At 71.3% G+C, this 12462-nt stretch carries 12 protein-coding genes; 6 read left to right on the forward strand and 6 right to left on the reverse strand.

Going from position 1 to position 12462, the window contains the following annotated elements; translation table 11 throughout:
- The 3 genes from Q0C12_RS12985 to Q0C12_RS12995 all read right to left on the reverse strand — a co-directional run.
- On the reverse strand, window positions 1–270 hold a 270-nt coding region (locus tag Q0C12_RS12985; protein WP_290890857.1), incomplete at its 3' end, for a hypothetical protein.
- 90 nt (window positions 271–360) lie between these two features.
- Window positions 361–2967, reverse strand: a complete 2607-nt coding sequence (locus Q0C12_RS12990; protein ID WP_290890860.1) for a serine/threonine-protein kinase — start codon at window positions 2965–2967, stop codon at window positions 361–363.
- 4 nt (window positions 2968–2971) lie between these two features.
- On the reverse strand, window positions 2972–3514 hold the full coding sequence (locus tag Q0C12_RS12995) for an ECF-type sigma factor (RefSeq protein ID WP_290890862.1): 543 nt from the start codon (window positions 3512–3514) through the stop codon (window positions 2972–2974).
- 138 nt (window positions 3515–3652) lie between these two features.
- On the opposite strand from Q0C12_RS12995, the gene Q0C12_RS13000 reads away from it, so the two are divergent.
- Entirely contained in the window at window positions 3653–4891 is a 1239-nt protein-coding gene (locus Q0C12_RS13000) for an adenylate/guanylate cyclase domain-containing protein (RefSeq protein ID WP_290890864.1), read from the forward strand.
- Between the two features lie 3 nt (window positions 4892–4894).
- Here Q0C12_RS13000 and Q0C12_RS13005 read toward each other — a convergent pair whose 3' ends face one another.
- Window positions 4895–5662: an ABC transporter permease gene (locus tag Q0C12_RS13005; protein ID WP_290890866.1), complete on the reverse strand. Its 768-nt coding sequence runs from the start codon at window positions 5660–5662 to the stop codon at window positions 4895–4897.
- Window positions 5659–6612 carry an ABC transporter ATP-binding protein gene (locus Q0C12_RS13010; protein WP_290890868.1) on the reverse strand — a complete coding sequence of 318 codons (954 nt, stop codon included), beginning with the start codon at window positions 6610–6612 and terminating at the stop codon, window positions 5659–5661. The genes Q0C12_RS13005 and Q0C12_RS13010 overlap by 4 nt, the downstream gene beginning before the upstream one ends.
- 116 nt (window positions 6613–6728) lie before the next feature.
- Here Q0C12_RS13010 and Q0C12_RS13015 point away from each other — a divergent pair, with 116 nt between their 5' ends.
- The 5 genes from Q0C12_RS13015 (at window position 6729) to Q0C12_RS13035 (ending at window position 12114) form a co-directional block, all read left to right on the forward strand.
- Window positions 6729–7481, forward strand: a complete 753-nt coding sequence (locus Q0C12_RS13015; protein ID WP_290890871.1) for a ferredoxin--NADP reductase — start codon at window positions 6729–6731, stop codon at window positions 7479–7481.
- Window positions 7482–7560: 79 nt separating this feature from the next.
- Window positions 7561–8691: a site-2 protease family protein gene (locus Q0C12_RS13020; protein ID WP_290890873.1), complete on the forward strand. Its 1131-nt coding sequence runs from the start codon at window positions 7561–7563 to the stop codon at window positions 8689–8691.
- A gap of 80 nt (window positions 8692–8771) precedes the next feature.
- Window positions 8772–10211, forward strand: a complete 1440-nt coding sequence (locus Q0C12_RS13025) for an alpha/beta hydrolase (RefSeq protein ID WP_290890875.1) — start codon at window positions 8772–8774, stop codon at window positions 10209–10211.
- Entirely contained in the window at window positions 10208–10942 is a 735-nt protein-coding gene (locus Q0C12_RS13030) for an ATP-binding cassette domain-containing protein (protein ID WP_290890877.1), read from the forward strand. The genes Q0C12_RS13025 and Q0C12_RS13030 overlap by 4 nt, the downstream gene beginning before the upstream one ends.
- Window positions 10939–12114, forward strand: coding sequence for an ABC transporter permease (locus tag Q0C12_RS13035; RefSeq protein ID WP_290890880.1), 1176 nt, complete (start codon window positions 10939–10941; stop codon window positions 12112–12114). The genes Q0C12_RS13030 and Q0C12_RS13035 overlap by 4 nt, the downstream gene beginning before the upstream one ends.
- Before the next feature lie 70 nt (window positions 12115–12184).
- On the opposite strand, the gene Q0C12_RS13040 is transcribed toward Q0C12_RS13035, so the two are convergent.
- On the reverse strand, window positions 12185–12462 hold a 278-nt coding region (locus Q0C12_RS13040), incomplete at its 5' end, for a TonB family protein (protein WP_290890882.1).

Below are 12462 nucleotides of genomic sequence, written 5' to 3' on the forward strand. Positions count from 1 at the left end.
GCCGGCAGCCCCGGCGGGCGCGGCCACGGCGCGGCCGCTGCGGTCGACGTACTCGATGTCCTCGCCGCGGGCATCGGCCTCGCGGGCGCAGCGCTCGTCGCCCAGCACGCAGCGGGTGACGCGCCGGGTCTCGCGGTCGGCGGCGCTGCGCACTTCGCTTTCGGCGGCGCGCTTGACGGTGCGCTTGAGGGAATCGCCAAAGTCCTGGGCCGCCGCAGGCGCGGCGGCGAAGAGGAGGGCTAGCGGCAGGCAAAGGGCATAGCGGGACATGGCGGCTCCTGGTTCCGATCGGAGGGGCGCTTGTCGCCCCGGTCCACTGGCATTCGCAGGACGGGGGCGAAGCGTGCCACCCGGCTTGGTTCAGTCGACGCAGTCGGCCGGCAAGCCCGGCGTGGCGACGCAGGCCAGGGCCCAGTCGCGGCGGTCGAAGGGACCGGGAATGGCGCGGATGGCGTCCAGCAGGCGGGGCCGCAGGACCGCGGCCGCGGCCGGGTCGGTGGCGTCGAGCAGGGCCAGGTACAGGCGCCAGGGCCGCAGCCCGTGCGGCGCGTCCCGCGGCGGGTCGCCCTCGGGCCGGGCCAGGCGCGCCTGCGCCGCTTCCGTGTCGCCCCGACGCAACGCCAACGCACCCTCCTCCAGCGCCATGGCGCCCGTGTCCCCGGGCACCGCCGGACAGGCGCGGCGCGTGGCCGTGGCGCCCGACAGGTCGTCCTCCAGCAGCGCGGCGCGCATGCGGTGGATGCAGGCCCAGGCATGCCAGCCGCTGTCGGTGCCCAGGCCCAGGTCGACGCGCATCTTCTCGAACGCATCCACGTGGCGACGCGCGGCCGCCAGGTCGCGCTGCCACAGCGCGATCTCGGAGGCATGCAACAGGCAGCTGATCGCGTGCACGTGCCGTCGGTTCAAGGCGGCGTCGATGGCCAGGGTGCGGTCGATCATGCGCTTGGCTTCGGCGACGCGTCCGCGCTCGATCGCGAGGCCACCGGCGTTGCAGTAGGCGATCGCGGCCATCACGTGCGGCGCGTCGTAGTGCTTGTCGGCGGTGGCGACCGCGGCGTCGGCCATTTCCTGGGCGCGATCGAAGGCGCGCCAGCGCCGCAGCGTCGGCACCGCGTCGGCCTGGGTGAAGGCCAGCCAGCCCGGGTTGTCGGCGTAAACCTGCTGGGCCACCTCCAGCCGTTCCTCGAACAGGGCGCGGTCGGGGGGATTTCCCACCAGGGAATTCGCCGTGGACAGCACCTCCAGCAGGCGCAGGTGCCCGGGACTGCCGCGGATGCCGGCGGCCTCGGCCTGCGGGCGCAGGCGCTGCAGGCGCTCGTAGGCCCTGGCGTTCTCGCCTGCCGCGGATTCGACGGCGGCCAGCTGCACTTCGATGCGGATGCGGTCTTCCAGCGGGGCATCGTGGGCCTCGGCCAGCGCCAGCGCCTCGCCCAACAGGGCCTGGCCACGCGCGTTCTCGCCGGTGGTTTGCAGGGTCGCGCCGTGCTCAAGCAGCAGCTGCCAGCGCAGGCTCGGCGCCGCGCCGGGCGTGGCGTCGAGGATGGCCAGGCCACGCTCGAAGTTGACGCGGGAGGCCTCGTACTCGCCGCGTGCGGCGCGGATGCCGGACATCAGTCGCAGCAGGTCCACCGCGACTTCCGGCGATTGCTTCACCATCGCCTCGTCCACCATCGCCTCGCCGGCCGCCAACAGGTCGGATGCGCTGGCGTCCGGGCCGCGGTTGGGATTGGCGGCCGAGAAGATGTCCTCCACGTACTGGCGCACGGCGGTGGCGCGCGCGAGGGCAGACTCGGCCTGCCGTCGCGCTTCGTCCGCCCGCGCCTGCGCCGCGCGCGCGGCTTTGGCCTGGGCGCGGGCCTCGTTGGCCTGCCAGGTGCTCACGCCGAAGCCGATCACCAGGCTGGCGGCGAGCGCGGCGGACAGGGCCGCCAGCGCCGGGTTGCGGCCGACCCAGCGGCGCAGGCGATAGGCCCGGCCACCGCGGCGCGCCTGTACCGGGCGACCGTCGAGCCAGGCGGACAGCTCGGCGCTGAACTCGGCGGCGCCGGCGTAGCGGTCGCGCGGGTCCTTCGCCAGCGCTTTGCGCAGGATGGCTTCGAGGTCGGCGGGCAGGGGTTTTCCCGCGGGAAGGGCGAGCGCGCCGTTCGCGTCGGGCTCGGGCGCGGCGTCGAGCAGCAGCTTGTACAGCAGCGCACCGAGGCCGTAGACGTCGGTGGCGGTGGAGATCGCGCCGCCATCGCGCTGTTCCGGCGCGGCATAGCGCGGCGTGAACGGATAACTGCCGCCGGACGTGAGTTCGGCCGCGCCTTCCTCGAGCACGCGCGAGATGCCGAAGTCGAGCAGCACCGCGCGGCCGCTGGCCTCCACCATCACGTTGCCGGGCTTGATGTCGCGGTGCACGACCAGCAGGCGGTGCGCATGCGCCGCGGCTTCGGCCACCTGCTGCACCAGGCGCACGCGCTCGCGCGCCGGCAGCGCCTGGCGCTGGCACCAGGCGTCGATCTGTTCGCCCTCTACCAGCGCCATGGCGAACCAAGGGCGGCCGTCTTCGGCGATGCCCGCATCGAGCAGGGGCGCGACGCCCGGGTGCTGCAGCCGCACCAGGATCTCGGTTTCGCGCGTGAAGCGGGCCAGCACCTCCTCGCCCGGCGCCGGTACGGCGAGCAGCTTCACCGCGGCCACCTGGCCCACCGGCGCGGTGGTGGAGCGGGCGCGGTAAACGCGCGACATGCCGCCCTGGCCCAGCAGCTCGCCGATCTCCCAGCGCCCCAGCTGGCGGGGCGGGCGACTCAGGGGCAGCGGCTGGTCCAGCGGGCCGTCGCCGGCGGCCAGCATCTTCCGCGCACGCTCGCGCACCGCAGCGGGCGCGCCGTCGAGCGCCGCCTGTTGCCCGGCGGGCGGCAGGTCGCGGATGGCTTCGTAAAGCGCGATCGCCGCGCGCCAGCCTTCGGTGTCGTCCTGGTTCATGGGGTCATCCGATCATGGCGTGCAGGGCGGCGCGGGCGCTGGCCCAGTCGCGCTTGAGGCTGCGCTCGGAGCGGCCGGTGAGCGCCGCCAGTTCGGGGAACTCGAGCCCGGCAAAATAGCGAAGTTCGACCAACCGCGCCTTCTCCGGGCTGGCGCGGCCGAGTCGCTCGAGCGCCTGGTCGAGTTCGATCACCTGGTCGGGGCGCAGCTCGGCGGCGTCGGCGGCCTCCAGCTCTACCCGCACCAGGCCGCCGCCGTGGCGCTGGGCCAACCGGTGCCGGGCGTGGTCCACCACGATCCAGCGCATGGCCTGGGCCGCGGCCGCGAAGAAGTGCTGGCGGCTTTCCAGCGCCACCTCGCCGCTGCCGCACAGGCGCAGGTAGGTTTCGTGCACCAGCATGGTCGGCGACAGGGTGGCGTCGCCGCCCTGCACGCGCGACTGCGCGAGCTTGCGCAGTTCGGCGTACAGCGCCTCGAAGGCGCGGGGCAGGGCCTGGGGATCCCCGTTGCGGGCATCGGCCAGCCACTGGGTAATATTGACGTCCATGGCGCCAGCTCGTCCGGGCGGTTTTCCCCGAAGTTACCGTCGGATTCCGGCCATTGCCAGCCGGCGGCCGCCCCGGCCCGACGGATGGCCATGGGTTAGGCTGCGACCGGGGTGCCCGTCGGCACCGGGGGAACAGGAATGACGCATTGGCTGCCGGCCGCATGGCGCCGGCTTCGACGGCCCGATGGCGCAGGCACCGGCAACGCCCGCTGGCGCGTGTTCGCGGCGTCCTGTGCGCTGCTCGGGCTGCTGGCCCACCTCGCGCTGCTGCCGTGGTTCCTGTGGCGGGGCGTGCCCGAGCTGGTGCTGTACAGCCTGGTGACGCTGCCGGTCTACCTGTTCGCGGCCTGGGTGTTCGTGCTGCAGCCCGGCCTGCCGCGGCGCTGGCACTTCGTCGGCACGGTAAGCGTGGGGCTGGAGCTGGCCGGCCAGGGTGCGCTGGCGACCTGGCTGCTGGGCTGGGGCGCGGGCTTCCACTACTACCTGCTGCTGGTGCCGCTGGTGATCCTGTTCTCGCCCTTCGGCAAGCCGCGGCAGCGGGCGCTGCTGTCGGCGGCGGTGGGCTTGGGCTACCTGGCGCTGTGGGAGGCGAGCAATCGCGTCGCCCCCGTGTATGCGCTGGGCGGGGACGAACTGCGCGGCTACCTGATCGCCAACTTCGCGCTGGTGTTCGTGGTGGTGATGGCGATCGGCTTCTTGTTCGAGCGCGCCGCGACGCGCATGGAGGGCGAGCTGGAATGGGAGCGCCAGCGCTCCGAGCGCCTGTTGCTCAACACGCTGCCGGCGGCGATCGCGCAGCGCCTGAAGGACCGCCCGGGCGAGGCCATCGCCGAGCGCCACGCCGAGGTCTCGGTGCTGTTCTGCGACATCGTCGGCTTCACGCGCCTGTCGGAGCGGCTGCCGCCGGAGGAACTGGTGGCGCTGCTCAACCGCGTGTTCACGGCCTTCGACGACCTGGCCGACGCGCACGGCGTGGAGAAGATCAAGACCATCGGCGACGCCTACATGGTGGCGGCCGGGCTGCCGGAAGCGCGCACGGATCATGCCGCGGTGCTGGCCGACCTGGCCCTGGGCATGGTGGCGGCGGTGCGCGCGCTGCGCGACGAAACCGGCGCCGCGCTCGACGTGCGCATCGGCATCCACAGCGGCGCGGTGGTGGCCGGCGTGATCGGCCGGCGCAAGTTCGCCTACGACCTGTGGGGCGACGTGGTGAACACCGCCGCGCGCATGGAATCCCACGGCGTGCCCGGCGCGGTGCAGGTGACCGAAGCCACGGCCCGCCTGCTCGGCGACGCCTACGCGCTGGCGCCGCGCGGCGCGCTGGAGATCAAGGGCAAGGGCGCGATGCCCGTGTACCTGCTGCAGCCGGCCGCCTGAGGCTCAGCTGCGCAGGCCGATGCCCTTCTTGAGCAGCCACAGGCCCAGCGCACCCAGCGCCAGCACGAAGCCGACCATCAGCGCGAAGGCGGTGGCCATCGACACGTCGCTCTGGCCCAGCAGGCCGTAGCGGAAGGCGTTGACCATGTAGAAGATCGGGTTGAGGTGGGTGGCCGCCTCGGCCCAGTCCGGCAGCAGCTTCACCGAATAGAACACGCCGCCGAGGTAGGTGAGCGGGGTGAGGATGAAGGTCGGGACGATGGCGATGTCGTCGAACTTCTTGGCGTAGACCGCGTTGACGAAGCCGGCCAGCGAGAAAATGGTGGCGCCCAGCAGCACGGTGGCGAGCGTGATGAACGGATGCGGCACGCTGATCCGGGTGAAGAACATCGAGATCAGCAGCACGATCGCGCCCACCATCAGCCCGCGCAGCACGCCGCCGGCGACGTAGCCGCCCAGGATCACCCAGTTCGGCATCGGGCTGACCAGCATTTCCTCGATGTGGCGCCCGAACTTGGCGCCGAAGAAGCTGGAGCTGATGTTGCCGTAGGCGTTCTGGATGATGGCCATCATCACCAGGCCCGGCACGATGAAGTCCATGTACGAGATGCCGTCCATGGTGCCGATGCGCGAGCCGATCAGGTTGCCGAAGATCAGGAAGTACAGCGTCATGGTGATCGCCGGCGGCACCAGGGTCTGGCCCCAGATGCGCAGGATGCGGGCGACCTCGCGGCGGGCGATGGTGCGCAGGGCGGTGAGGTTCGGGCTCATGCCGAGGCCTCCTTCGACGGCACCACTTCCGGCTGGCCGGTGAGCCTGACGAACAGTTCCTCCAGCCGGTTGGACTTGGTGCGCATCGAGCGCACCCGGATGCCGGCCTCGCCGAGCGTGGCGAACACGCGGTTGAGGTCCATCTCGCGGGGCATTTCGACGTCCAGGGTGTGGGTGTTCTCGGCCACCAGGGTGGCGCCGGGGATGACGGGCAGGGCGGCCGGCAGGTCGCCGTCGATGTCGAGCAGGAAGCCCTCGACGTCGAGCTTGGCCAGCAGGTTGCGCATCGGGCCCTGCTCGATGATGCGGCCGCGGTCGATGATGGCGAGGTTGCGGCAGAGGTTCTCGGCCTCCTCCAGGTAGTGCGTGGTGAGGATGACCGTGGTGCCGGCGGCGTTGACCTCCTTGAGCGTCTTCCACATGCCGCGGCGGATCTCGATGTCGACGCCGGCGGTGGGCTCGTCGAGGATCAGCAGCTTGGGCCGGGTCATCATGGCCCGGGCGATCATCAGCCGGCGCTTCATGCCGCCCGACAGGGTGCGGGACATGGTGCGGGCCTTTTCCCAGAGCTGGGCCTTCTTCAGCTCCTCCTCGGCCCGCTTCTCGGCTTCTGCACGCGGGATGCCGTAAAAGCCTGCGTAGTTCACGCAGATATCGAAGGGCTGCTCGAACATGTTGAAGTTGATCTCCTGCGGCACCAGGCCGATCTGGCGCATGGCCTCGGAGCGCTGGGCGTGCAGGTCGATGCCGAAGACCTTCACGTCGCCGGAGGTCTTGTTCACCAGCGAGCTGACCACGCCGATGAGGGTGGACTTGCCGGCGCCGTTGGGGCCGAGCAGGGCGTAGAAGTCGCCGGGTGCCACGGTGAGCGAGACGCCCTTGAGGGCTTGCACGCCGGTGGCATAGGTCTTCTTGAGATCAGTGATCTCGAGTGCGGGATGGTTTGGCATGGGGCTCCTGGACCGCCGCGGCGCTGCGCCGGGGGTCTGCGGGCCGTATTATATCGGCCTTGCCGCCCCGCCCCCGGGATCGTGCGGTACACAGTTTCCCGATTCCGGAGTCCGTCTTGGCCATCGTGCAGTTCCCGCTCCGCCTGGTCGCCAGCCGCATGCTGGCCCCGACCGTGCGCCACCTCGCCTTCGCCCGCGACGATGGCCAGCCGCTGGACTTCATCCCGGGCCAGTTCGTGCAGGTGCATTTCAACTACCCGGACGGCACCCCGACCAAGCGCAGCTACTCGCTGGCGACCATGCACGACCATGCGATGGGTCCGGGCGAGGCGATCGAGATCGCGGTCAGCTACGTGGCCGGCGGCGCCGCCACGGCGCTGTTCGAGGCGATGGACGAGGGCCAGCAAATCCAGGCCAGCGGGCCGTACGGCCGCTTCTGCCTGGTGCCCGCCGATACCAACCGCCGTTACCTGCTGATCGGCACCGGCACCGGCATCACCCCCTACCGGGCGATGCTGCCGCGCCTGGCCGAACTGATGGCCGAGCGGGGCGTCGAGGTGGTGCTGCTGTTCGGCTGCCGCAAGCCCGAGGAACTGATCTACGGCGAGGACTTCTATGCCTTCGCGCAGGCGCATCCGAACTTCCGTTTCGTGCCCTGCTTCAGCCGCGAGCTGCCGGCCGACCCGCACCCGGACGTGCGCCAGGGCTACGTGCAGGACGTGCTGGCGGAATTCGCCCCGTCGGCCGAGGGCGACATCGCCTACCTGTGCGGCAACCCGAACATGGTCGATGCGGCCTTCGAAGTGCTCAAGGCCGCCGGGCTGCCGGTGCCGCACATCCGCCGCGAGAAGTACGTCAGCAGCAAATAGCGCCGCCCCCTGCCATCGGTCGGGCTTGCGCGCGGGCGGCGCCCCGACGACCCTGCGCCAGTAGCCAGGCCCGACGAGCATGACCGCCAAGCGCACGATCAGGAAGTTCGCAGGCATTGCCGGCCTGGCGCTGGCGGGCGGCGTCGTTGGCGTCTTCGTCGGCAAGGGCGTGGCCGCCCTGGGGTGGCTTCGCGACAGCCTGGACGTGCTCTCTGCCTGGGACCTGCTGGTGCTGCCCCTGGCCTGGCTGCTGGTGATCGCCGTGCACGAGGGCGGTCACCTTGCCGGCGGCCTGTCGCGCGGCATGCGCTTCCTGCTGATGATCATCGGCCCCTTGGGCTGGGTGCGCGCCGGCGAACGGATCGAGTTCCGCCTCTACTTCAACCTGGGCACGCTGGGTGGCGTGGCGGCCGCGATGCCGGTTCCGGATCGACCGCTCCTGCCGCAACTGCGAAGGCTGGTCGTCGGTGGGCCGCTGGCCAGCCTGCTGCTCGCTGTCCTTTGTGCGGCGGTCTTCGTGTTCGCCGAAGGGCGCACATCGGCCTATGCGCTGATCACGGGCCTGCTCTCGGCGCTGATATTCGTGGCCACGGCCGTGCCCATGCGCGCCGGTGGCTTCATGAGCGACGGCATGCAGTTCCTGCAGCTCTCGCGCGACCCGGCCATGGTCGAGCGGCGCGCGCACCTGATCGGCCTGGTGGGCATGAGCCTGGCAGGTCGCCGGCCCCGGGAGCTGGATCCGGAGCTGCTGGCGCAGACGCAGGCCCTGGCCGGCGATGAGCCCCTGTTCGACGTGGGTGTCTGGCAATACAGCGCCCACCACGCGTGGGACCAGGGCGACCTCGACGCGGCCGGCACCTGGCTGGACCGCATCGCCAACGTGTTCGACCAGTATCCCGATGGCTTCCGGCAGTCGGTGGCGGTCGAACTTGCCCTGCATGCCGCCTGGCATCGCCGGGACCTGGCCACGGCCGAAGGCTGGCTGGCGCGTGCGAAGGGGGGCGTGGTCGACGCCACGCGGCGCGCACTCGCGGAAGCGGCGGTGGCGCAGCTCAGGGGCGACGCTGCGAAGGCCGCCACTGCGCTGGCCACCGCACGGCGCAAGCTGGCGCACGGCATGGACCCCGGCGTCGCCCGGCTCAGCGCCGACCAGATCGAGGCGCTGCAGTCCCGGACCGCCGACACCCGCCAGGGTCCGCCGTCCGCCTGACCGGGCGGCTGTCACGTTTTCCGCCCTGTGTCGTCTGTTGTCTTGAACCCGTGTTGAAAATCCCCGAGGACGCCATGCGAATGATCCTGCCCCTCGCCCTGCTGACGCTGTCGTTGCCGGTTTCGGCGCGAACGCTCGGCAGCCTCGAGTTCACGCCCTGCGACATCGGCCAGGCCGGCACCGGCGCCACCGCCCGGGCCGAGTGCGCCACGCTCGACGTGCCCGAAGACCCGACCAAGCCGGACGGCCGCAAGATCAGCCTGCGGGTCGCGCTGCTGCCTTCGCGCGCCGCCGAGCCCGCGGCGGACCCGCTGGTCTTCTTCGCCGGTGGCCCGGGCCAGTCGGCCGTGGACAGCCTCGCCAGCGTGGCGGGCGGGCTGTCGCGGGTGCGCGAGAAGCGGCACCTGCTGTTCATGGACCAGCGCGGCACGGGCGGCTCGAACCCGCTGGCCTGCAAGTTCCCGATGGACGCGGACCTGGCGATGCCTTCCGCCGACGTGCAGGTGAAGATGGCGCAGGACTGCCGCGATGCGCTCGATGCCGACCTCGCGCAGTACACCACTACCGTCGCCGCGGCCGACGTCGAGGCGCTGCGCCAGGCCATCGGCGCGCCGATGCTCAACCTGTACGGCGGCTCCTACGGCACCCGCATGGCGCAGGAATACGCGCGCCAGCAGCCCGGCGCCGTGCGCAGCATCGTCCTCGACGGCGTGGTGCCGCCGGGGCTGGCGCTGGGCAGCGAGCACGCCATCAACCTCGAGGCGGCGCTCAAGCAGATCCTCGGCGAGTGCGCGAAGCAGGCGGGCTGCCGGGAGGCCTTCGGTGATCCGTACCGCACGCTGTACGCACTGCGCGATCAAGCGCGGGCGACGCCGATCGAGGTCTCGCTGCGCGATCCACTGACGCACCAGCCGCGCACGCTGCGCCTCGACGAAGGCTCGGTGGCCCTGATCGCGCGCCTGTTCGCCTACGCGCCGGAGACGGCCGCGCTGCTGCCGCTGCTGCTCGACGAAGCGGCCAAGGGCCGGCCGGAATCGCTGGTGGCACAGGCCGCGCTGGTGTTCGATTCGCTCACCGGCATGATCAACCACGGCATGCAGCTCTCGGTGATGTGCGCCGAGGACGCGCCGCGGCTAAAGGCGCGACCGGAGGACGCGGACCTGGTGCTCGGCGAAGCCATCATCAGCGTCTCGCTCAACCAGTGCAGCGTCTGGCCGAAGGGTCCGGTGTCGCCCGGCTTCAACGAACCGCTGGCGACCGACATACCGACCCTGCTGCTCTCGGGCGAGTACGACCCGGTGACGCCGCCGCGCTACGGCGAGGAAGTGCTGAAGTCGCTGGGCAAGGCGCGCCACCTGGTCGGCACCGGCCAGGGCCACATCATGCTCTCGCGCGGCTGCACGCCGCGCCTGGTCGGCCAGTTCGTCGACAAGCTCGACCCCGAGGGGCTGGACGCCAGCTGCCTGGAGCCGCTGGGCGCGACGCCCTTCTTCATCAACTACAACGGAGCCGAGCCGTGATCGAAGTCCGCGATTTGCACAAGGCATTCGGCAAGGTGAAGGCCGTGGACGGCGTCGGTTTTTCCGCCGCCGACGGCCAGATCACCGGTCTGCTGGGCCCCAACGGGGCCGGCAAGACCACCTCGCTGCGCATGCTCTACACCCTGATGAAGCCCGACCGCGGCCAGGTGCTGGTGGACGGCATCGACGCCAGCGCCGACCCCGCCGGCGTGCGCCGCCGGCTGGGCGTGCTGCCGGATTCGCGCGGCCTGTACAAGCGGCTGACCAGCCGCGAGAACATCCGCTACTTCGGCCAGCTGCACGGCATGGACGACGCGCTGATCGCGCAGCGCACGGAAGCGCTTTCGAAGGCGCTGGAGATGGGCGACATCATCGACCGCCGCACCGAGGGATTCTCGCAGGGCCAGCGGGTGAAGACCGCGATCGCCCGTGCGCTGGTGCACGACCCGCGCAACGTGATCCTGGACGAACCCACCAACGGCTTGGACGTGATGGCCACGCGCGCGATGCGGCGCTTCCTGCTGCAGCTGCGCGCCGAGGGCCGCTGCGTGCTGTTCTCCAGCCACATCATGCAAGAGGTGGCGGCGCTGTGTGACCGCATCGTCATCATCGCCCGCGGCCAGGTGGTCGCGGAGGGCACGCCCGACGAGCTGCGCGCGCAAACGGGCGAGACCAACCTCGAGGACGCCTTCGTCAAGGCGATCGGCACCGAAGAAGGACTGATGGCATGAAGGCCGCGATCGTTGTTTTCCTCAAGGAAGCCAGGGAGAACCTGCGCGACCGCAAGACCGTGCTCAACGCGCTGGTGATGGGCCCGCTGCTGGGGCCCATCTTCTTCGCGATCATGATGGGCTTCATCATCAACAAGCAGCTGGACAGCGCCGAGAAGCCGCTCGCGCTGCCGGTGGTGGGCGCCGAGCACGCGCCGAACCTGGTGGCGTGGCTGGAGCGGCAGGGCGTGGAGATCGAACCCGCGCCCGCCGACGGCGAGGCCGCGATCCGCGCCCGCGATGCGCGGGCCGTGCTGGTGATTCCGGCCGACTTCGGCGAGCACTGGCGCAAGGGCGAGACGGCGCAGGTGCAGGTGCTGTTCGACAGCTCCGACCAGGATGGCCGGGCGCCGAAGGCGCGCATCAGCGCGCTGCTCGAGGCCTACTCGCAGCAGCACGCGTCCATGCGCATCGCCGCGCGGGGCCTGCACCCGGCCCTGCTCAACCCGGTGGTGGTCGCGGACCGCGACCTGGCCAGCAACCAGCAGCGCGCCGGCCAGCTGCTCGGCTTCCTGCCCTACCTGCTGGTGCTGGGCGCGTTCCTGGGCGGCATGTACCTGGCCATCGACACCACCGCCGGCGAGCGCGAGCGGCAGTCGCTCGAGCCGCTGCTGGCCAACCCGGCCACCCGGGCCGAGATCGTGCTGGGCAAGCTGGGCGCCACCTTCGGCTTCGCGATGGCCAGCATGATGCTGAGCTTGGTCGCGTTCTCGGTGGCCTTCCAGTACATCCCGCTGGAGCGGCTGGGCATGCGCATCGACTTCGGCCCGGGCCTGATCCTGCGCGCGGGCCTGCTGATGGTGCCGCTGGTGATGTGCTTCGCCGCGCTGCAGACGATCGTGGCCGCCTACGCCAAGAGCTACCGCGAGGCGCAAACCTACCTGTCGCTGCTGATGCTGGTGCCGATGCTGCCGTCGGTGATCCTGATGGTGAACCCGATGAAGGGCGAACTGTGGATGTCGGCGATGCCGCTGCTGTCGCAGAACGTGCTGGTGATGGCCCTGGCGCGCGGCGAGGTGGTGGCCCTGGCCGACTTCGCACTCAGCTTCGGCACCAGCCTGGCGCTGGCGGTGGGGCTGGTGTGGGTCGCGGTCCGCATCTACCACCGCGAACAGCTTGCCGTGTCCGCCTGACCCGTTTCCGGCGAGGCATGAAAAAGGCCCGGCAATGCCGGGCCTTCTTCTTCCTGCGCCTTGCCGCGGATTACATGCGGAAGGTGAAGGTGCGGGTCAGCGTGGCCGGCTGGTCCATCGGCTGGAAGCGCCAGTCGCGCACGGTGGCCAGCACTTCGCGTTCGAAGGCGCCGCGCGGCTGGGCGCGGACGACGCGGACGTCGCTGACGCTGCCGTCGGCGGCGATGCTGATCTCGACCGTGATATCGCCGGTGATGCCCGAGCGGGCGGCCGCGGCCGGGTAGGCCGGCTGCGGCGTGCGGATGCCGATCGGGGTGCTGGCGCGCGGCGGCGGCGGCGGGGTGGTGA

This window comes from Arenimonas sp., assembly GCF_022842045.1.
GTDB lineage: Bacteria > Pseudomonadota > Gammaproteobacteria > Xanthomonadales > Xanthomonadaceae > Arenimonas.